Source organism: Streptomyces sp. NPDC058157, from assembly GCF_042884105.1.
Classification (GTDB): Bacteria; Actinomycetota; Actinomycetes; order Streptomycetales; family Streptomycetaceae; genus Streptomyces.
Map to the genome: position 1 here is coordinate 35,129 of NZ_JBHVUQ010000031.1, position 20,913 is coordinate 56,041.

General features: G+C 71.5%; 12 protein-coding genes. 4 read left to right on the forward strand and 8 right to left on the reverse strand.

From position 1 onward, the window contains the following. The first annotated feature begins 823 nt into the window (after nucleotides 1-823). Together ACFVXK_RS10890 and ACFVXK_RS10895 are read left to right on the forward strand one after the other, a co-directional pair. Nucleotides 824-4,969: a ricin-type beta-trefoil lectin domain protein gene (locus ACFVXK_RS10890; protein WP_389611172.1), complete on the forward strand. Its 4,146-nt coding sequence runs from the start codon at nucleotides 824-826 to the stop codon at nucleotides 4,967-4,969. Nucleotides 4,970-5,179: 210 nt separating this feature from the next. Continuing rightward, nucleotides 5,180-7,429, forward strand: coding sequence for a germacradienol/geosmin synthase (locus ACFVXK_RS10895; protein ID WP_389611173.1), 2,250 nt, complete (start codon nucleotides 5,180-5,182; stop codon nucleotides 7,427-7,429). Nucleotides 7,430-7,538: 109 nt separating this feature from the next. Here the strand turns inward: ACFVXK_RS10895 and ACFVXK_RS10900 are convergent, their stop codons facing one another. The 8 genes from ACFVXK_RS10900 to ACFVXK_RS10935 form a co-directional block, all read right to left on the reverse strand. Next, nucleotides 7,539-8,771: a GNAT family N-acetyltransferase gene (locus tag ACFVXK_RS10900; protein WP_389611174.1), complete on the reverse strand. Its 1,233-nt coding sequence runs from the start codon at nucleotides 8,769-8,771 to the stop codon at nucleotides 7,539-7,541. 68 nt (nucleotides 8,772-8,839) lie between these two features. Next, the gene (locus tag ACFVXK_RS10905; RefSeq protein WP_389611175.1) at nucleotides 8,840-9,337 is read right to left on the reverse strand and encodes a septum formation family protein; all 498 of its coding nucleotides are present in this window, start codon (nucleotides 9,335-9,337) and stop codon (nucleotides 8,840-8,842) included. A 56-nt stretch (nucleotides 9,338-9,393) separates the two neighbouring features. Beyond that, nucleotides 9,394-10,707 carry a YncE family protein gene (locus ACFVXK_RS10910; protein ID WP_389611176.1) on the reverse strand — a complete coding sequence of 438 codons (1,314 nt, stop codon included), beginning with the start codon at nucleotides 10,705-10,707 and terminating at the stop codon, nucleotides 9,394-9,396. 132 nt (nucleotides 10,708-10,839) lie between these two features. After that, nucleotides 10,840-12,003 carry an XdhC family protein gene (locus ACFVXK_RS10915; protein WP_389611177.1) on the reverse strand — a complete coding sequence of 388 codons (1,164 nt, stop codon included), beginning with the start codon at nucleotides 12,001-12,003 and terminating at the stop codon, nucleotides 10,840-10,842. A gap of 118 nt (nucleotides 12,004-12,121) precedes the next feature. Next, nucleotides 12,122-13,585 carry an NCS2 family permease gene (locus ACFVXK_RS10920; RefSeq protein ID WP_385527630.1) on the reverse strand — a complete coding sequence of 488 codons (1,464 nt, stop codon included), beginning with the start codon at nucleotides 13,583-13,585 and terminating at the stop codon, nucleotides 12,122-12,124. A 324-nt stretch (nucleotides 13,586-13,909) separates the two neighbouring features. Next, entirely contained in the window at nucleotides 13,910-16,306 is a 2,397-nt protein-coding gene (gene pucD, locus ACFVXK_RS10925) for a xanthine dehydrogenase subunit D (RefSeq protein WP_389611178.1), read from the reverse strand. A 2-nt stretch (nucleotides 16,307-16,308) separates the two neighbouring features. After that, entirely contained in the window at nucleotides 16,309-16,908 is a 600-nt protein-coding gene (locus tag ACFVXK_RS10930) for a (2Fe-2S)-binding protein (RefSeq protein ID WP_389611179.1), read from the reverse strand. Nucleotides 16,909-16,910: 2 nt separating this feature from the next. Next, nucleotides 16,911-17,804: an FAD binding domain-containing protein gene (locus ACFVXK_RS10935; RefSeq protein WP_389611181.1), complete on the reverse strand. Its 894-nt coding sequence runs from the start codon at nucleotides 17,802-17,804 to the stop codon at nucleotides 16,911-16,913. Between the two features lie 253 nt (nucleotides 17,805-18,057). On the opposite strand from ACFVXK_RS10935, the gene ACFVXK_RS10940 reads away from it, so the two are divergent. Then, nucleotides 18,058-19,734 carry a PucR family transcriptional regulator gene (locus ACFVXK_RS10940; RefSeq protein ID WP_389611182.1) on the forward strand — a complete coding sequence of 559 codons (1,677 nt, stop codon included), beginning with the start codon at nucleotides 18,058-18,060 and terminating at the stop codon, nucleotides 19,732-19,734. Between the two features lie 182 nt (nucleotides 19,735-19,916). After that, a complete protein-coding gene (locus ACFVXK_RS10945) occupies nucleotides 19,917-20,681 on the forward strand; it encodes a hypothetical protein (protein WP_389611186.1) in 765 nt (254 codons plus the stop codon). The last annotated feature ends 232 nt before the right edge of the window (nucleotides 20,682-20,913 follow it).

Consider the following 20,913-nt stretch of genomic DNA (forward strand, 5'->3'; position numbering starts at 1 on the left):
CCTTGACGGAACCGGAATCAAGAAGCCCTTGAGAACCACTCTTCCCACCCAGGGGCACATTCGCGACACCGGCCGGAATTTTGCCATCCAATTTCGGCGACCAGTTCCGGCCACCGCGAATCTTTTCAGCCGATGACTTTGCGGCCGACCCCTTGACCGGCTTGGTTCCAGCCAATGGCGTATTCGGTGGTGTCCACACCTTCGGCGGCTTGGTAGCCGCCTCGGCCACGGGAAGCCCCAGGCCAGACACGAGCACTGCGATCACTGCAGAGATCGCGACGCGCGATCTCGCAGTGCGCGAGCGCGCGAGAAACCCACCCCTACTGAACAACTAAATCCCCCCACGGGATCCAGACGGATGCGACAAGGGCCACCGTGGCCCCCAGAACGAGGCACTCTAGGGAATGCGGGTTCGATTCACATAGGAATTTCTTAGAGTTTCCTTACATGACCAACATCACTCCGGCACCAGAGGCCCACTTACCTGACCAAAAGGGACATTCACCTTTTGCTGACTGTTGACAGGCTTGCAGGAGTGAAGGAACTGTGCGGCTGGCTCATGTCCGTCTCACAGCTCAGGGGGGCTTTTCACGTGAGGCCGTCGTTCCTTCCATCACGCGCAGCAAGACCGGGGGGCCGCAGGCTGGGGGTGCCTCGCATCGCGAGGACGCTGCCCGTCGCGGGTGCTGTCGTGCTCTCCCTCGGTTCCGTTTCCCTGCTCGGACCGCCGGCCATGGCGGCCGCTGCATCCGACCACGGACCCTCCGGGACCAAGTGGCCCGCGGCCACTCCCGGCCCCGCTCCGACCGCCCGGCAGAAAGCCGTGGAGGAAGCCCGTACGGCGGCCAAGAGCAGCGGGAAGCCCGTACCGATCGAGTACCTGACCACGGGCAACTCCCAGACCGTCGCCAACCCCGACGGCACTCTGACCAGCGACTCCACCCCGGTGCCGGAGCGGGTCAAGGGCACGGACGGGCTGTGGCACGGACTCGACGCCACCCTTCGCGTCAATCCCGACGGGACCGTCGGCCCGGTCTCCGCCGCCTCGAGGCTGAGCTTCTCCGGTGGCGGGGACGGCCCCATGGCGGCCATGGCCACGGCTGACGGGAAGCAGCTGGCCCTCAAGGCTCCGTTTCCGCTTCCCAAGCCCGTCCTCAACGGAACCAGCGCCCTGTACAAGGGAGTCCTGCCCGATGTCGACCTGGAGCTGACGGCCACCCCGGTCGGCGGCTGGCGCCAGGTGCTGGTCGTCCACACTGCGGCGGCCGCTGCGGATCCCGCCGTACGCAAGCTGCGGTTCGGCATCGAGGCGAACGGGCTGGCGGTCTCCGCGGACGGCGCCGGAAACCTCAAGGCCACGGACGCGCAGGGGAAGAGCCGCTTCTCGGCCCCCACCCCCCTCATGTGGGACTCCTCGAACGGAGCCGACCGGACGCCACCGGCGAAGGCCGACGGCGCGAAGACCGACGGGACGAAGACCGCCGGGACGAAGACCTCCGCCGCGCCGGCCCAGCGCTCCGCCCCCGCAGCGGAGCAGCGGCAGGCCGCGGAGGCCGCCGCGTCCGGCCCCGACGGCCCGGGCGCCGGTGCCGCCGTCGCACAGATCGCGACGACCGCCGACGCGAGCGGCATCCAGCTCGTCCCCGACGCCGCGCTCCTCGGCCAGGGCACCGGTCCCTGGTACATCGACCCCGGCTGGAACCCCGACGTCGACAACGGCACCCTGGCCTGGTCGCAGGTCCAGGAGGCGTACCCCGACACCAACGAGTACAACGGCACCGCCAGCGGCCAGGACAAGCCGGCCGCGGGCTACTGCGGGTTCAGCTCCGCCCCGTACGCGTGCGCACGGTTCGGCCGCGAACGCGCCTACTTCCAGGTCGGCGTCAACTCCGCCATCTACGGCGCCGAGGTCATCGACGCGCGGCTGAACGCCACCATCGTCACTTCCTCGAGCCCGGATCAGGCCTCGCCCATGGGCCTGTACCACACCGGCCCGATCGGCAACCCGACCAGCTGGAACAACCAGCCCTGCGCCCGCGACTCCGTCATGGGCGGATGTCCGAAGATCGGCGGCAACTGGGTCTCGGGCACGGGCGACATCCAGTACGACGTCACCACCCAGATGAAGGCTGCCGCACGGGACCGGTGGCCTCACTTCACCTTCGGATTCGCGCCGGACGACGAGAACAACAAGTACTACCGGCAGCGGTTCAGCAACAGCCCGCACATCAAGGTGACGTACGACATCCGGCCCACCAGCACCTCCCCCCGCACCGGGCCCACCCCCGGCTTCGCGGACACGGCCGCCTACGCGAGCTGCAACACCCCCAACACACCCAATCCGCAGGACAACGCGGGCTGGGTCGGTGCCAACAACAACATCACCCTGACGACCGCCTCCAACTCCCCGGTCGGACAGCAGCTCCAGACGACCTTCCAGTACTGGGACACCGCCGACAGCGACAACTCCGTGTACGTGCGCACCGGCTGGCTCGGCAGCGGCGACCACACGGTGGACATCGGCCGACTGACCGACGGGCACCTCTACGGCTGGTGGTCCAACACCACCGACGGAACGCTCACCAGCGTCAACACCGAGCGGTGCTACTTCCGCGTCGACAGCACTCCGCCGACCGCCACCGTCGCCTCCACCGACTTCCCCGCGTCCGGAACCATCGGCGCGCACCCGAAGCTCGCCGGGCAGGAAGGCGTCTTCACCCTCACGGGCACCGACCCCGCCCCCGCCAACGGCAGCCGCACTTCGGGGCTCGCCTGCGCCCGCTGGACCACCGACCCGGTCAGGGCGGCCTCCACGAGCTGGAAGTGCACGGACAACGAGGCCGGCATCGTCAAGCTCGCCAACGGCACGGCGACGGTCAACCTCACCCCGCAGCGCTGGGGCACCAACTACCTGTACGTCCAGACCCAGGACGTGGCGGGCAACCTCTCCCAGCCCGTGGCCTACGCCTACTACGCCCCCTCCAACCCCAACAGCCCGGACCCGGTGTTCGGTGACGTGTCCGGCGACCGCAAGGCCGACGTGCTCCTGCCCGACTCGGCGGGCAACCTGCGCCAATTCGGCGGCGGCACCGATCCTGCGGCCGCGCCCAACGCCCGCATCCGGCCGGCCCCCGGGGGCAACGGCTGGAACGGCATCCAGATCAGCCACCGCGGCAGCCTCGGCCTGAAGACCGTCGACGACCTGCTCGCGCACCAGCCCGGCAATCCGGACCTGCACCAGTACCTCAACGACGGCAACGGCGGACAGTTCGACGGCCAGGCCCCCAGCCGGGTCGTCAAGCCCGGCTCCTGCGCCCTGCCCTCCGGCAGCGCCATCGACTGCGCCGCGTACGGCTACGGCACGAACTGGGCCAACGTCACGCAGATCGCCTCGTTCGGCTCCCCGAACGGCGACGTGGTGAACGCGAACGGCGCTCTGCCCCGCTCCTCCCTGCTGTTCGTGGAGAACGGTCGCCTCTGGCTGGCGTCGCCGGGGTCGACCAACCAGCTGACGTCACCGGCTGTCCTCCTGTCGGCCAACGACACCCGTTGGTCCGGATACGACCTGATCACCCCCGGCCGTGCCCAGGGCACCGCCTTCCCGACCCTGTGGGCCCGTTCCCGGGCGGACGGCAGCCTGCACGCCTTCTCCGTGAAGGGCACCGCCCAGTCCCCCGACCTCACCGGCTTCACGGACCCCGCCGCCGGCCCGATCACCGGCAAGGCCGACCCCAAGCTCTACCCCCGGGTCGGATCCGACGGCGACATCAGCGGTGACGGCGTGCCCGACCTCTGGGCCGTCGACGCCAACCAGCAGCTGGTCGCCTTCAACGGCGTCGGCAGCGCCACGCCGCACCCGTCCGTCACCGGTGTCGACCAGTTCCCCGTCTCGCTGGGCAACCTCAACACCCCGAAGGCCCAGTGGAAGCTGACCGGCCAGACGGGAACCAGCACCCCCAGCGCCGTCGGCAGCTACCCGGCCACCACGACGGGCGTCACCTTCCCCACCGAGAAGATCGGCGGCCGCGACACCGCCTACGCGGCCTTCACCGGCAACCCGGCGGCGATCACCACCACCGGCCCGGTCGTCGACACCCGCAAGAGCTTCACCCTCACCACCTGGGCCAAGCCCGGTGCCCAGGGCGGGCTCATCGCCAGTCAGGACGGGCTCAAGAACAGCGCCTTCACCCTGTACGCCGATCCGGCCAACAACAACTGGCGCTTCGCCCTCGCCAAGGGCGACGACGGCGGATGGCCGTACGACTGGTCCGACGCCGTCAACGAGGCCGCCCACTACACCCCGGGCACCTGGGCCCTCATCACCGCGGTCTACAACGCCGACACCGGGCTCATGAGCCTGTACGTCAACGGCACCCTCGCCGCCAGCGGCAACCACCAGGCCGCCACAAGCCCGGCGCCCGCCGGACCGTTCGTCCTCGGCCGCTACCAGTCCGGCGCCAAGCCCGACTGGTTCTACGGCGGCTTCACCGGCGGCATCAGCAACCTGGCCGTCTACCCGTACGCCGCCTCCCCCACCGCGCCCGCGGCCACGGGCAAGATCACGCTCAGCGCCGTCGGCAAGTGCCTCGACAACGAGCACGCCGACACCACCGACGGCAACAAGATCCAGGTCTGGGACTGCAACGAGAACGAGGGCGGCGCCGCCCAGAAGTTCGAGGTGCGCGGCGACGGTACCGTCCGCGTCGCCGGCAAGTGCCTCGACGCCACCAACGCCGGCACCACCAACGGCACGCTTATCCAGCTGTACACCTGCCACGACCACCCCGCGCAGCAGTTCCTGCCCCGCGCCGACGGCAGCCTCTACAACCCCGTCTCCGGGCGCTGCCTCGATGCGAGCAACATGATCATCGGCACTCAGCCGTACCTCTGGGACTGCAACCGCACCAACCCGCAGCGCTGGAACGTGCCCACCCTCAACACCGCCCCCCTGCCGATCCCGACACCCTGACGCACCACCGCACCACCGCACCACCGACCGGCCCGGCCCCTCGCTCCGAGGGGCCGGGCCGGTCGCGTGAGACCCGCGCTAACCCCCCGCCGGCCCCCTCGCCCGGAAACCCCCTCCGGGTCACCTGAAGCGGTGAACTCCCCCTTATCCCCCGGGCGCCGGGGGTAGGGCAGTGCTGATCTCGTGCGGGGGCCGGGTCGGCCGGGCCCCGTGACCGGACGAAAGGCCCGCCCCGTCGTGACGCAGCAGCCGTTTCAACTGCCGGAGTTCTACCTGCCGTACCCGGCGCGGCTGAACCCCCACCTGGAGGAGGCCCGGGCCCACACCAAGCGGTGGGCCCGGGGGCTCGGGATGCTGGAGGGGTCCGGGGTGTGGGACGAGGGGGACCTCGACTCGCACGATTACGCGCTGCTCTGCTCCTACACGCACCCCGACTGCGACGGCGACGCGCTGTCCCTGGTCACCGACTGGTACGTGTGGGTGTTCTTCTTCGACGACCACTTCCTGGAGACCTTCAAGCGCTCCCAGGACCGCGAAGGGGCCCGGGCCTACCTCGACCGGCTCGCCGCCTTCATGCCGATGGAGCCGGCGGAAGGTTTCCCCGAGGCGACCAACCCCGTCGAGGCCGGGCTCGCGGACCTGTGGGCGCGCACCGTCCCCGCCATGTCGGCCGACTGGCGCGAGCGGTTCTCACTGTCCACGAAGAACCTGCTCGACGAGTCCATGTGGGAGCTCGCCAACATCGACATCGGCCGGGTCGCCAACCCCCTCGAGTACATCGAGATGCGCCGGAAGGTGGGCGGGGCGCCCTGGTCGGCCGGACTGGTCGAGTACGTGGCCGCCGAGGTGCCGGCGCGGGTGGCGCACTCGCGTCCGCTGGGCGTGCTGCGCGACTCCTTCGCCGACGCCGTGCACGTGCGCAACGACATCTTCTCCTACCAGCGCGAGGTCACCGACGAGGGCGAGCTGTCCAACGCCGTGCTGGTGCTGGAGACCTTCCTCGGCTGCTCCACCCAGGAGGCCGCCGAGATCTCCAACGACCTGATCACCTCCCGCCTCCAGCAGTTCGAGCAGACCGCCCTCGCCGAACTCCCGCGCCTCTTCGCCGACCACGCCCTCGCCCCGGACGAGATCGCCGCCGTCCTCGCCTACGTCAAGGGCCTCCAGGACTGGCAGTCCGGGGGGCACGAGTGGCACATGGTCTCCAGCCGCTACATGAACGAGGGGGCCGGGCCCACCACCCGGCTGTCCCTGCCCTTCCTGCCGAGCGGGCTCGGGACCAGCGCCTTCGACCTGGGGTCGGTCTTCACCCGGCGGTCCGTGGAGATGCGCCGCCGCTCCTTCTCCTTCACCCCCTTCGAACGCACCGGCCCCTCGGTGATCCCCGAGATCCGGCTGCCGTTCCCGCTGTCCCTCAGCCCGCACCACGCGCACGCGCGCGAGGGCTCGGTGGAGTGGGCACGGAGCATGGGGCTGCTGGAGCCGCAGCCCGGTGACCCCGGCTCGGCGATCTGGACCGAGCAGAAGGTGCGCGGGTACGACTTCGCCCTCTGCGCGGCCGGCATCGATCCCGACGCGACGGCCGCGGAACTGCTGCTCAGCGCCTGCTGGCTGACCTGGGGGACGTACGCGGACGACTACTACCCGCTGGTGTTCGGGCGGTCCGGGAACGTCCCGGCGGCCAAGGCCACCACGGCTCGGCTCCTGTCGATGATGCCCGCGGACGGCGCCGGTACCGGGCCGGAGCCGGTCACCGCGATGGAACGCTCCCTCGCCGACCTGTGGGAACGGACCGCCGCGGGCATGACCGAGGCCGCCCGCGCCGAGTTCCGGGCGACCATGGTGGACATGCTGGAGAGCTGGGTGTGGGAGGTGGAGAACCTGGCCCACCACCGCGTCCCGGACCCGGTGGACTACGCGGAGATGCGCCGGCGCACCTTCGGCTCGCAACTGACCATGTACATGTGCCGGCTCGGCCACGAGGGCCGGGGCGTCCCCGAAGAGATCTACCGCTCGGGGACCGTCCGGTCGCTGGAGAACGCGGCCGCGGACATCGGCTGCCTCGTCAACGACATCTTCTCCTACCAGAAGGAGGTGGAGTTCGAGGGTGACATGCACAACCACCTGGTCGTCACGCGCAACTTCTTCGACATCGGCTATCCCGAGGCCCTCCACATCTGCCACTCCCTCATGAACCAGCGGGTGGAGGAGTTCCAGCACATCGTCGCGAACCTCCTGCCGCAGCTCTGCGAGGACCGCGGACTGGACGCCCGGGCGCGGGCCTGCCTCGACACCTACGCGGAGGAACTCCGTGACTGGCTGGCGGGAGTCCTCAACTGGCACCAAAGGGCGCGGCGTTATGGTGAGGAGGATCTGCGCCGACAGGGCGGCGGGCTGTCCGGCGCCGTCCTGAGCAGCGGCTTCGGCATGGCGGCGGCGCGGATCGGGCTGCCCGTCTGAGCCGGGCAGCGGCGGGGGCGGTCCGCTCGCCCGCCCCCGCCGCCACAGCCCCAGCCACCACCGCCCCCGCCGCCACCGCCACCGCCGTCCGGGGCCGGGTCGAACCCCGTCAGAACTCGTCGGCGGTGTGCGGCAGCAGGTCCGTCCGCAGGGCCGCGTCCAGGGCCGCCGCCGCGCCCGGGGTGTGCTCGGCCACCAGCCCGGCGGCGACCAGTTCGGTGACCCGGGTCCCGCCCAGGTAGCAGGCGGCCAGGTCCCGTACGTCCAGGCTCAGGTCGGGGGCGGCGCGGGCCGTCTCGTACGTCGCCCCGCCCGGGCCCGCCTTGAGCCGGAACCGCCCGGCGTTGGCGGGCAGCCGCGGGTCGGCCAGGTCCAGGACGAGTTCCACCGGGGCCGCCCACGACCGCGCGGTCAGCGCCGCCCCGACGTCGACCAGGCGCAGCCAGAGCGCGGGGAACTGGGCGGTGACCCTCACCTGGTCGCGGTCGGCCGCGAAGGACAGCAGGGGATCGTCCAGGGGCCGGCCCCAGGCGCGCACGGTTGCGGTGAGGTCGAGGGAGGCCACGTAGGTCCACAGGGCGGCGGCCACGGCCGGTGTGGTGGCCTCCAGCTCGTCCACGCGGACCAGGCCGGACGTGCGGGCGGCGCCGTCGTCGGACTCGTGTTTGGTGCGGTAGAGCACGTAGCCCTCCACCGGTTCCCCGGGAGTGCCGAGGGCGAGGATCCGGGGCGGTCCCAACTCCTCGTCTTCCTCGTCCTGTTCGCAGAGCCATTCCTCGGCCCAGCGCGCGGGGCTGCGGCTCGGGCGGCCGGCGCGGGCGCGGCGGGCGGCTTCGTGGAGCGGGCCGACGACGGCGAGGGCGTCGGCGGGGTCGACCAGCCTCAGGGGGCGCGGATCGGGGTCGACGCGCAGGGCCAGCGGACGGCGGGAGTCGATCTCGACGGTGAGGCCCTGGGTGGCGGGGCCGTAGCCGAAGCGGCCGTAGATGGCGGCTTCGGAGGCCCACAGGCAGAGGAGCGGGCTGCCCGCCGCCCCGGCGCGGCGCAGTTGTTCGTCCATGAGGGCGGTGAGGACCCCGCGGCGCCGGTGGGTGGGGGCGACGGAGACGAAGGTGAGGCCGGGGCAGCCGAGTTCGGCGCCGGGGACGGAGAGGCGGAAGGGGTGCGCCGCCATGAAGCCGACCAGGGCGTCCCCGTCGTAGGCGCCGAGCCGGTCGCAGCGGCTGAGCAGGGCGTGGTGGCGGGCACGCCCCTGCGGCTCCGGCCGGTCGTGGAAGACCAGGTAGGCGTGCTCCTGCGCGCGGGCGATGCCGTCCTCGGGTACCTCGCGGATGTCCACCATGATCACGAGACTAATCGGTCATCGCGGACGGCATGCACCATAGTGGCTTGATCTGTGCGAACTCAGGATCAGGTGGCGCGGAGGGAGCCGGTGGTCTTGCCCGCGGGTTCGCTGAGGTAGCAGATCAGCTTGCGGTCGCCCGCCTTCCAGTTGGCGGCGCCCGGGCCGAAGAAGTACTCCGTCAACGTGGCCGAGAGTTTCGCGTCGGCGCCCACGTAGTCCGAGAGCGCCTTGCCCCCGCACTTCTCGCGGGCGATGGGCAGGAGCCCGGCCTCTCCCGGGTAGGGCCCGTCGGGCAGGGTGAAGACGGCGTAGGCCTCCGACTGGTGGGGCTGGTCGCAGGGCACGGTGTCCACCGTCAGGGGCGCCTGGGTCACCTTGTCGGTCCGGTAGTCCTTGGGCGCGACGCTGGCGTTGAAGCAGTCCCCCACCGCGATGTCACTGGTGTCGCCGGAGACCGCGGCCCCGGACGCCGGTCCGGCGCCGCAGACTCCGAGGAACAGGGCGAGGGCGAGGGCCGCGCCGCGGGCGGCGCGGGAGCCTGGTGTACGGGAGGTTGCGGACATACGCGCGGCTCTCCTTGCACGGGGCGCGAGACGCGGCGGCCGTTACACCTCCCACGCTACTCCCGGACCGGCTCCGGGGCCCGCCGGGCGCCGGGGCCGCTCCAGTCCGCCGGGACCCGGCCGAGGCGGACCCGCTGGGGGTGGTCGCCGACGGGGACGGAGACCCGCTTGGCGCCGGTGGCGAAGTCGATGGCGGTGACCCGGTCGGCGCCGCTCTCGGAGATGACGCAGCCCTTGCCGTCGCCGTCGACGGTGGCCCAGTAGGGCTTGTCGGCGGGGACCAGGGGGCCTTCGGCGAGGGTGGCGCGGTCCACGACGGTGGCGTAGTCGTCCATGGTGCCCGCGACGCAGAGCTTGCTCCCGTCGGGGCTCATCGACAGGCCGTGGTGGCGGGAGTCGTTGACCCAGGTGGTGCGGTCGGTGCTGGTGGCGGGGGACTCGGGGAGGGTCTTGACGCGGGTGATCCGGTCGGCGGCGACGTCGTACTCGACGAGGCCGTTGAAGAAGGAGACCTGGAAGTAGAGCTTCGACTCGTCGGGGGTGAAGACCATGGGGCGGACGGCGTCGGAGAGGTCCCCGCGGCCGAAGGCGTCGAGGCGTTCGCGCATGTCGACGGTCCGGACGGTGCGGAAGGTCCGCGCGTCGACGACGGTGAGCTTGCGGTCCCCCTTCGTCCAGTCCAGCCAGGGCGCGTCGAGGGCGGAGGTGACGTCCCCGATGGAGCTGTTCCACAGGAGGCGGCCGCCCTGGGTGAAGGTGTTCTCGTGCGGCTTGTCGCCGGTGGCGAAGGAGCCGACCTGCCGGCCGGTGGCGATGTCGAGGACGTGCACCGTGTTCGCGGTGGAGGCGGAGACGGCCACCCGGGTGCCGTCGGGCGAGACGGCCATGTGGTCGGAGCGGTAACCGGCGACCGGGAAGCGCCAGTTGACGTGTCCCGTGCGCAGGTCGACGGAGACCACATCGGCGAAGCTGGGGCGCGAGACGACCACGGCCGTGCCGTCCGGGGTGGTGTACATGTCGTCGACGAACTGGTCGTGGCCCTCGCCGGCGGTGGCCCGGATGCCGAGGAAGAAGCCGAGCTTGACGGGGTTGAGGTAGATCTCCCGGAGCCGTTCCTCCTTGTCGGGGATCACGTTGATCCGGCCGACCCGGGCGAGGTCGCCGGTGGAGGCGAGGACGTCGGCGGTGCCCTCCCAGTTGTTGCCGACGAAGAGCACCTCCCGCAGCCCGGGTTCGGCGGCGGGCGCCGGCCGGGGGGACGCGGCGGCGGCCGGGCCCAGCACGGCCGCGAGACCCGCCAGCGCCAGGGCGCAGGCCAGGCGGAGGGTGCGTGAAGGGGTGCGCGAGGGGGTGCGACCGTACCGGGACATCCGCTCAACTCCGTTGCGAAGAAGCTCCGTTACTCCGTTACCGGCCGGTAAAATAGGCGGGACGCGAAGAAGGCGCAACCCTCGGGAGGTCGCGCCTTCGGTCGTGCCGGTGCGGCGGTGTGCCGCCAGGGCTCAGGCGACGGAGCCGATGCGGGCGACGACGGTGTGCGAGGAGTCCCGGTGGATCGGGATGTGCGCGCCGGTCAGGGCCGCGCCGCTGCCGCCGCGGCGGTTGGCGACGATCTCGGCGGCGATGGACAGCGCGGTCTCCTCCGGGGAGCGGGCGCCCAGGTCCAGGCCGATCGGGGAGCGCAGGCGGGCCAGTTCGAGCTCGGTCACGCCGACCTCGCGCAGCCGCTTGTTGCGGTCCTCGTGGGTGCGGCGGGAGCCCATGGCGCCGACGTAGGCGACGGGCAGCTTGAGGGCCAGTTCGAGGAGCGGGACGTCGAACTTGGCGTCATGGGTCAGGACGCACAGCACGGTGCGGCCGTCGACGGCACCGGAGCCGGCCTCGGCCTCCAGGTAGCGGTGCGGCCAGTCGACCACGATCTCGTCCGCCTCGGGGAAGCGCTTCTTCGTGGCGAACACGGGCCGGGCGTCGCACAGCGTCACGTGGTAGCCGAGGAACTTGCCGATCCGCACCAGGGCGCCGGCGAAGTCGATGGCCCCGAAGACGATCATCCGCGGGGGCGGGACGCTGGACTCGACGAGCACCTTGAGGGGCTCTCCGCAGAGCCTGCCGTCGGCGCCGATCTCCAGGAGGCCGGTCTTGCCGGCGTCCAGCATGGCGCGGGCCTCCTCGGCGATGGTCCGGTCGAGCTCGGGGTGACCGCCGAAGCCGCCTTCGAAGGAGCCGTCGGCGAGGACGACCAGGGCGCGGCCCATCAGCTCGGCCGGGCCGTCCGCTATCCGGGCCAGGGCCGCGGCCTCGCCGTTCGAAGCGGCGCGCAGGGCGGTGGCCAGGGCCTCGCGGCGGGGGGAGCCGACGGGGACCGGGGTGACCAGGATGTCGATGATGCCGCCGCAGGTCAGACCCACGGCGAAGGCGTCGTCGTCGCTGTAGCCGAATCGCTCCTGGACGGTCTCGCCGTCCTCGAGCGACTGCCGGCACAGCTCGTAGACCGCCCCCTCCACGCAGCCGCCGGAAACCGAGCCGATGGCCGTGCCCTCGCTGTCGACGGCGAGGGCGGCTCCGGGCTGCCGGGGCGCGCTGCCGCCGACCGCCACCACGGTGGCCACGGCGAAGTCACGTCCCTGCTCGACCCACCGGTTCAGTTCTTCGGCGATGTCCAGCATGTGCGGCCTCCTCGGAGAGGTTCGGTTTCCAGTATGGGTTGCGTGAAAGGTGGTGACCCGACCGGCACCGGGCCTAGGGAGCCGGATGCCGGTCGGGTCGGTACCGATCTTCGCCGGTCTACTTGACGCCGAGCCACGCCTCGATGGGGTGGAGCGCGAAGAAGATCACGAAGACGACGGTGAGCGCCCACATGAAGGCGCCGATCTCGCGGGCCTTGCCCTGCGCGACCTTGATGGCCACGTAGGAGAGGACACCGGCGGCGACACCCGGGGTGATCGAGTACGTGAACGGCATGATCACGACGGTCAGGAAGACCGGGATCGCGGTCGCGGCGTCGGCCCAGTCCACGTGGCGGGCGTTCTGCATCATCATGGCGCCGATGACGACCAGGGCCGCGGAGGCGACCTCACCCGGGACGATCTGCGTGATCGGGGTGAAGAAGAGGCAGGCGGCGAAGAGCAGACCGCTGACGACGGAGGCGAGACCTGTGCGGGCACCCTCACCGACGCCGGTGGCGGACTCGACGAAGACCGTCTGGCCGGAGCCGCCGGCGATGCCGCCGATGGCGCCACCGGCGCCGTCGATGAACAGCGCCTTGGACAGGCCCGGCATGCGGCCCTGGTCGTCGGCCAGCTTGGCCTCGGTGCCGACGCCGATGATGGTGGCCATGGCGTCGAAGAAGCCGGCGAGCACGAGGGTGAAGACGATCATGCCGACGGTCATGACGCCGACGTCGCCCCAGCCGCCGAACTCGACCTTGCCGAACAGCGAGAAGTCGGGCATGGAGATCGCGGAGCCGTCGAGGACCGGCGGGCCGTTCTTCCAGGCCTTCGGGTCGATGTCGACGACGGCGTTGACGATGGCCGCGATGACGGTGCCGCCGACGATGCCGATCAGGATGGCGCCCGGGACCTTGCGGGCCTGGAGCATGAAGATCGCCAGCAGGGTGATGCAGAAGATCAGGACCGGCCAGCCGGCGAGCTCGCCGACCGAACCGAGCTGGACCGGGGGACCGAACTCGGGGCCCTTGCCCACGAAGCCGGCCTTCACGAGACCGATCAGGGCGACGAACATGCCGATGCCCATGGTGATCGCGTGCTTGAGCGCGAGCGGGATCGCGTTCATGATCATCTCGCGGAGGCCGGTGACGACCAGGAGACAGATCACGACGCCGTACATGACGCACATGCCCATGGCCTGCGGCCAGGTCATCTGCGGGGCGACCTGCGAGGACAGGACGCCGGAGACGGACAGGCCCGCGGCGAGGACCAGCGGGACCTTGCCGATGAAGCCCATCAGGAGGGTGGTCGCGGCCGCCGCGAAGGCGGTGGCCGTGATCAGGGCCTTCTGGCTCATCGTGTCGCCGGCGACGTCCTTGCCGGAGAGGATCAGCGGGTTGAGCAGGAGGATGTACGCCATGGCCATGAAGGTCGTGACGCCGCCACGAATCTCGGTGCCGACGGACGACCCTCTATGGGTGATGTGAAAGTAACGGTCGAGCCAAGAACGCCCCGCGGGGTTCAGAGAGCCGTCGCCGGCCTCTTCCGCGGTGGTCTTGGGCTCCACAGACGACTGGGTCATGGTGCCTGACTCCCAAGGTTCAAAGGGGCACCCGCATGGAGATTGGAGACGCGGGATTTGGGAAATTGCGTTGGCTGCACGACCCGGGGTGACGGCCCGAGGCGACGCGAATGTGCACTGCGTGTACTGCGGGTAGTGCGGGGGTGACCGCTGGTACTACGTGGGGGTTCTTGCAGGGGTACTGCGGGTGAAGCTGACCGCGAGCGGTGCGGTTACTTCGGTGCTCCGGGCGGTGCGGGCGGCAAGTGTGACGTTCCCGTGTCCGCACCGCCCGGAGAGTCCGTGGGGGTCCGGGGGCCTCGCGGCCCCCGGACCGGGCCGGTCCTAGAGGGTCCCGGTGAGGGCTTCCGGACGGATCGGCGTCTTGTTGAGCTCCAGGCCGGTCGCCGCCCGGATCGCCGCGAGGACGGCCGGGGTGGACGACAGGGTCGGGGCCTCGCCCAGGCCGCGGAGGCCGTAGGGCGCGTTCGGGTCGGCGAGCTCCAGGACGTCGACCGGGATGGTCGGGGTGTCGAGGATGGTCGGGATCAGGTAGTCCGTGAAGGAGGGGTTGCGCACCTTCGCGGTCTTCGGGTCCACGATGATCTCTTCCATGACCGCCACGCCGAGGCCCTGGGTGGTGCCACCCTGGATCTGGCCGACGACGGAGAGCATGTTGAGCGCCTTGCCGACGTCCTGGGCGGTCGCCAGCTCGACGACCTTGACCAGGCCGAGCTCGGTGTCCACCTCGACGACCGCGCGGTGCGCGGCGAAGGTGTACTGGACGTGGCCGTCGCCCTGGCCGGTCTTCAGGTCGAAGGCGACCGTCGGACGGTGACGGAACTCGAGCTCAAGGTCGATGGCCTCGTTCTCCAGGATGTCGGCGATGTCCGCGAGGACCTCGCCGCCGTCGGTGACGACCTTGCCGCCCTCCAGGAGGAGCTCCGCGTGGGCCCACGCCGGGTGGTACGAGCCGTTCTTGCGGCGGCCCATCTCCAGCAGCGCCTCGCGGACGTGCTCACAGGTGTTCTTCACCGCGCCACCGGTCATGTACGTCTGCCGGGAGGCGGACGTGGAACCGGCGGAGCCGACCTGCGTGTCGGCCGGGTGGATGGTCACCTGCGTGACGCCCAGCTCGGTGCGGGCGATCTGCGCGTGGACGGTGATACCGCCCTGGCCGACCTCCGCCATGGCCGTGTGGACCATCGCGACGGGCTCGCCGTTGATGACCTCCAGGCGCACGCGGGCGGTGGAGTAGTCGTCGAAGCCCTCGGAGAAGCCGACGTTCTTGATGCCGACCGCGTAGCCGACGCCGCGCACGACGCCCTCGCCGTGGGTGGTGTTCGACAGGCCGCCGGGCAGGGCGCGGACGTCCGCGGCCTCGCCGGCGGTCTCCCACTGGCGCTCCGGCGGCAGCGGACGGGCCTTGACCCGGCGCAGCAGCTCGGCGACCGGGGCCGGGGAGTCCACGACCTGGCCGGTGGGCATGATCGTGCCCATCTCCATGGCGTTCAGCTGGCGGAACTCGACCGGGTCCATGCCCAGCTTCGCCGCGAGCTTGTCCATCTGGGCCTCGTACGCGAAGCAGGCCTGGACGGCGCCGAAGCCGCGCATCGCGCCGCAGGGCGGGTTGTTCGTGTAGAGCGCGATCGCCTCGATGTCCACGTCGTCGATGACGTACGGGCCCACCGAGAGGGAGGACGCGTTGCCGACGACGGCCGGGGAGGCCGAGGCGTAGGCACCGCCGTCGAGCACGATCTTGCACTTCATGTGCGTGATCTTGCCGTCCTTGGTGGCGCCGTGCTCGTACCAGAGCTTCGCCGGGTGGCGGTGCACGTGGCCGAAGAAGGACTCGAACCGGTTGTAGACGATCTTGACCGGCTTGCCCGTGGCCAGGGCCAGGAGGCAGGCGTGGATCTGCATCGAGATGTCCTCGCGGCCGCCGAAGGCACCGCCGACGCCCGCGAGCGTCATGCGGACCTTCTCCGGCGGGAGGCCCAGGACCGGGGCGATCTGCTGGAGGTCCGAGTGCAGCCACTGGGTGGCGACGTAGAGGTCGACGCCGCCGTCCTCGGCGGGTACGGCGAGGCCGGACTCCGGGCCGAGGAAGGCCTGGTCCTGCATGCCGAAGGTGTACTCGCCCTCGACGATCACGTCGGCCCGCTTGCGGGCCTCCTCCACGTTGCCGCGGATGATCGGCTGGCGGTGCACGATGTTCGGGTGCGGGACGTGACCGGAGTGGTGGTCGTCGCGGCCCGGGTGGATCAGCGGCGCGTCGGCGGCGAGGGCGGAGGCCTCGTCCGTGACGAGCGGCAGCTCCTTGTAGTCGATCTTGATCTTGGCGGCCGCGCGGCGGGCGGTCTCCGGGTGGTCGGCGGCCACGAGGGCGACCGGCTCACCGTGGTGGCGTACCCGGCCGTTGGCGAGGACCGGGGTGTCCTGGATCTCCAGGCCGTAGTTCTTCATCTCGGCCGGCAGGTCGTCGTACGTCAGCACCGAGTAGACGCCCGGCATGGCCAGGGCCTCGGAGATGTCGATGGAGACGATCTCGGCGTGGGCGACGGTGGAGCGCAGGGTCTGGCCCCACAGCATGTCCTCGTGCCACATGTCCGAGGAGTACGCGAACTCGCCGGTGACCTTGAGGGTGCCGTCCGGGCGGAGCGTGGACTCGCCGATGCCGCCCTTGTTGTGCTTCTGGGTGACGTTCGTCGGCGTACCCACGGTGCGGGTGTTCTGAGCCATGATCAGACCGCCTCTCCCTGACGGGCGGCCGCGAGGCGGACCGCGTCGAGGATCTTCTCGTAGCCCGTGCAGCGGCAGAGGTTGCCGGACAGGGCCTCACGGATGTCCTGGTCGGACGGGTCGGCGTTCTGCTCCAGCAGCGCGTCGGCCTGGACCAGCAGACCCGGGGTGCAGAAGCCGCACTGGACCGCGCCGGCGTCGATGAACGCCTGCTGGATGTTGGAGAGCTCCACGCCCTCACCGGTCTGGGAGTCGGTGCCCTTGGCGGACCACTGCTTGGCCTCGTCCGTGGACACGCCCTTGCCGCCGCCGCAGGCGCCGCTGCCACAGGCGTGCCCGTGCTCCTCGCGCTGCTTGGAGAAGTCGGCCAGGCCCTCGACGGTCACCACGTCGCGGCCCTCGACCTGACCGGCCGCGACCAGGCAGGAACAGACCGGCACGCCGTCGAGGCGGACGGTGCAGGAGCCGCACTCGCCCTGCTCACACGCGTTCTTCGAGCCGGGCAGGCCCAGGCGCTCGCGCAGCACGTAGAGGAGGGACTCGCCCTCCCAGACGTCGTCGGCTTCCTGCGGACGACCGTTGACGGTGAAATTGACGCGCATGGTTACGCAGCCCCTTCAAGCGAGCGGCCGTTGGTGCCGCGGTACTGCTCCCAGGTCCAGACGAGCTGGCGGCGAGCAAGGATGCCAACCGCGTGACGGCGGTACTTCGCCGTGCCGCGGACGTCGTCGATCGGGTTGCACGCGGCGGACGCGAGCTCACCGAACTGCTTGGCGATCGACGGGGTGATGACCTTGCCGTTGTCCCAGAAGCCGCCCTCTTCGAGCGCGGCGTTCAGGAACTCCTCGGCGGCCTTGGCCCGGACCGGGGTCGGGGCGGCGGAGCCGATGCCCGTACGGACGGTGCGGGTGTCGGGGTGCAGCGCGAGGCCGAAGCCGCACACGGCGATGACCATCGCGTTGCGGGTGCCGACCTTCGAGTACTGCTGGGGGCCCGTGGCGTTCTTGATGTGCACCGACTTGATGAGCTCGTCGGCGGCGAGCGCGTTGCGCTTCACGCCGGTGTAGAACTCGTCGATCGGGATCATGCGGGAGCCGCGTACGGACTCGACCTCGACCTCGCAGCCGGCGGCCAGCAGGGCGGGGTGGGAGTCACCGGCGGGGGAGGCGCAACCGAGGTTGCCGCCGACACCGCCGCGGTTGCGGATCTGCGGGGACGCGACCGTGTGCGAGGCGAGCGCGAGACCCGGGAGAGTACCGCGCAGGTTCTCCATGATCTGGGTGTACGGGACGGAGGCACCCAGCTCGGTGACCTCCTCGCCGACCTCCCACTCCCGCAGCAGCTCGATGCGGCCCAGGTCCAGGAGGTATTCCGGACGGCGGTGGTCGAAGTTGATCTCGACCATGATGTCGGTGCCACCCGCAATCGGCACAGCTGTGGGGTACTCGGCCTTGGCGGCGAGTGCCTCCTCCCAGCTGGCGGGGCGAAGGAAGTCCATGTGCGGCTCTCTTCTTCTTAGTCGGGCCGTTCACTTCAAGCCAGGAGGCCTAGGGGCCCTCGACTGGTCGTTCACGTGCTGTTAACGCGGTGTGGAGCCAGTACACAAGCCCGGCGCCCCGGGGTGCAGTCACCGAAACCATGAAGCAGTTGGCTGGGTGCCTCCCTCGTCTTGTAGATTCGTATGAAAGGCAGGATGCGACGACCTGCCCGATTTCCAACGGCAACATTCGAGACAGATCGGCGGCGACATCATGCGGCTGCGCGCACTGCTGGAAACCGAGGCGCTGGGGCTGCGGCTGCTGGGCGGCGAGGAAGAACTCGACCGGACGGTCCGCGGGGTCATGACGACCGACCTGAGGGATCCCAGCCGATACCTCTCCGGAGGAGAACTCGTCCTCACTGGCCTGGCATGGCGAAGAAATTCAGCCGACTCCGAGCCATTCGTACGAATCCTTGCGAGCGCCGGCGTGGCCGGCCTCGCGGCGGGCGAAGCGGAACTCGGCGACATTCCCGATGATCTGGTTTCAGCCTGTCGGCGCAATCGGCTCCCGATCTTCGCCGTGAACGAGGACGTTGCATTCGCCACCATCACGGAATACGTGGTGCGGCAGGTCTCCGGCGAGCGTGCGGGCGACCTCGCGGCCGTCGTGGACCGGCACCGGCGGCTGATGACCTCGGGGCCGGCGGGTGGCGGACCCGATGTGGTGCTGGATCTGCTCACCACGGACCTCGATCTGCGGGCCTGGGTGCTCTCCCCCACCGGGCGGCAGATCGCCGGGGCGGGTGAACCCCTGGCCCCGGGCGTCTGCGCGACGCTGGCGAGCGAACACCTCGCGGCGGTCCGGACCGGCCGCAGGGGCCCGCACCGGCTGTCCATCCAGGGTATTACCTACTCCCTGTTCCCGATCAGGGGAGTGGGCCGCGGCCAGGGCCCCGGGGCCCGTGACGTGCGCGAGAGCGTGCTGTCCGACTGGCTCCTCGCGGTCGAGGCGGACGCCGGCGACTGGCCGGCCGAGCGGCTCGACCTGCTCCAGGGCGTCACCCAGCTGATCGCCGTCGAACGGGACCGCCGTGACGCGGCCCGCACGGTGCGCCGCCGGCTGGCGCAGGAGGTGCTGGAGCTGGTCCAGACGGGCGCGCCGCCCGCCGAGATCGCCGCCCGCCTGCGGGTGGCCGCCCCGGTGCTGCTGCCCGGGCTGGGCTCCGCCCCGCACTGGCAGGTCGTCGTGGCGCGGGTGGACTGGGAGGGCGGGGACATCCCCGGCGGCCCGGTGGCCCAGTCGCTGCTGGAGGAGATCCTCGTCGACCCGTCGCTGTCCGGGCCGGAGCCGTCCGACCGGATCGCGGTGGCCCACGCGGGGGACGAGGCGATCGCCCTCGTGCCGCTGCCCGCGCTCCCCGGCGAGCCCGGCGAGGACAAGGGCCCGGACTCCGCCCTGCACGCCGACGCGCTGCTGTCCGCCGTACGCGAGCCGCTGGCGGCCGGCCTGGCCGACGACGGCCGGCTCACCCTGGGCGTCAGCGCGGCCGTGCACTCCGCCGAGGGGCTGCGCGGCGCGCTGGAGGAGGCCCGGCACGCCCGCCGGGTGGCCGCCGCCCGGCCGGGCCGGGTCTGCGCCGCGGGCCACCACGAGCTCGCCTCGCACGTGCTGCTGCTGCCGTTCGTCCCGGACGACGTGCGCCGCGCCTTCACGGCCCGGCTGCTGGACCCGCTGCGGGACTACGACCGCCGGCACCGGGCGGAGCTCATCCCGACCCTGGAGGCGTTCCTCGACTGCGACGGCTCGTGGACCCGCTGCGCGACGCGGCTGCACCTGCACGTCAACACGCTGCGTTACCGGGTCGGGCGAATCGAGCAGCTGACGGCGCGCGACCTCTCGCGGCTGGAGGACAAGCTGGACTTCTTCCTGGCACTGCGCATGAGCTGACCGAATGCACACGAAGGGGCCGGACGGGGGCCGCTGACGAACCGTCCGGACTTTGTGAAAGAGTTCACCCGACCCCTTGGCCGATGCCGCCGATCCGTGCTCTCATTTCGCCCCAGGGCTCAACGACGTGCTGCTTGGTTGCTGCTGGCTGCTTCGGGGAGGGCAATGTGGCGGATACCGCCATGTCCGGTGCGGGACCTACCGGGGGCGACGACCCCCTCCAGCGGGCGATATGGCGGCTGCGCTCGCGCGGCTGTTGGACGGACGCGGCGGCCCTGCTGACGCCGCACGCGCACGAGGCCTGGGCGGCGGTCCAGCGGACCGCGCTCCTGGTCGAACGGTGCCTGTTCACCGGGCAGGGCTGGAGCGAGGCGGAGGACGCGCTGCGGGCGGCCGAGGCCACGGCCCGGGACGACGACGAGCGGGGGGCGGCCGCCTGCGAGCGGGGCCAGCTGGCCTACGCCGCGACCGTGCTCGGCGTAAGGGACCGGGCGGACGAGGCCCGCTCGGCGCTGGGCCGGGCGGCGGCGCTGCTGTCCCCCGGGTCCCGGACCCGGCCGCTGCTGGACTTCCGGCGGGGGCTGGTGGCCGAACACCTGGCGGACGCCCCGCAGGCGGCCCGGCCGGCCTACCGGCGCGCCCACGCGGGGGCGGAGGCGCACGGGGACGTGCTGCTGCTGTCCTTCACGTGGCGGCACCTGGCGGCGCTGTCGCTGCGGGACGGGGAGGTGGCGGAGGCCCGCAAGGGCTTCGCGGAGTCCCTGCGGATCCGGGAGGACCTGGGCTTCCTGGTGGGCACGGCCCCTGCGCTGGCCGCGCTGGCGGAGGTGGAACCGGAGCCGGAGGCCTCCCGGCTGCGGGCGGAGGCGCGCCGCCTGTTCCACCTCCTGGGCGGCATCCCGACCTGGCTGGCGGACCAGCTCCACCCGGCCCCCGCTCCCTCCTGACGCCCGGCTCGCGCGGCCCGGCGCCGGGGCCGCCTCCCGGCTTCGCGCCGCTGTGGCGGCCTCCGTCCGCCGGTGGCGGGGCGGGGCCGCCGCCCCCGGCTGGGGCCCGGCCGTCGCCTGCGGGTGGGTGGGCCGCTGCGCGGGGCGAGGTCCCCTACCCGCCCTTCGCCCGTTCCCCGGGGCTCCGCCCCGGACCCCGATACGTGCGCTTCGCGCCCGTGCGCTCAAACGC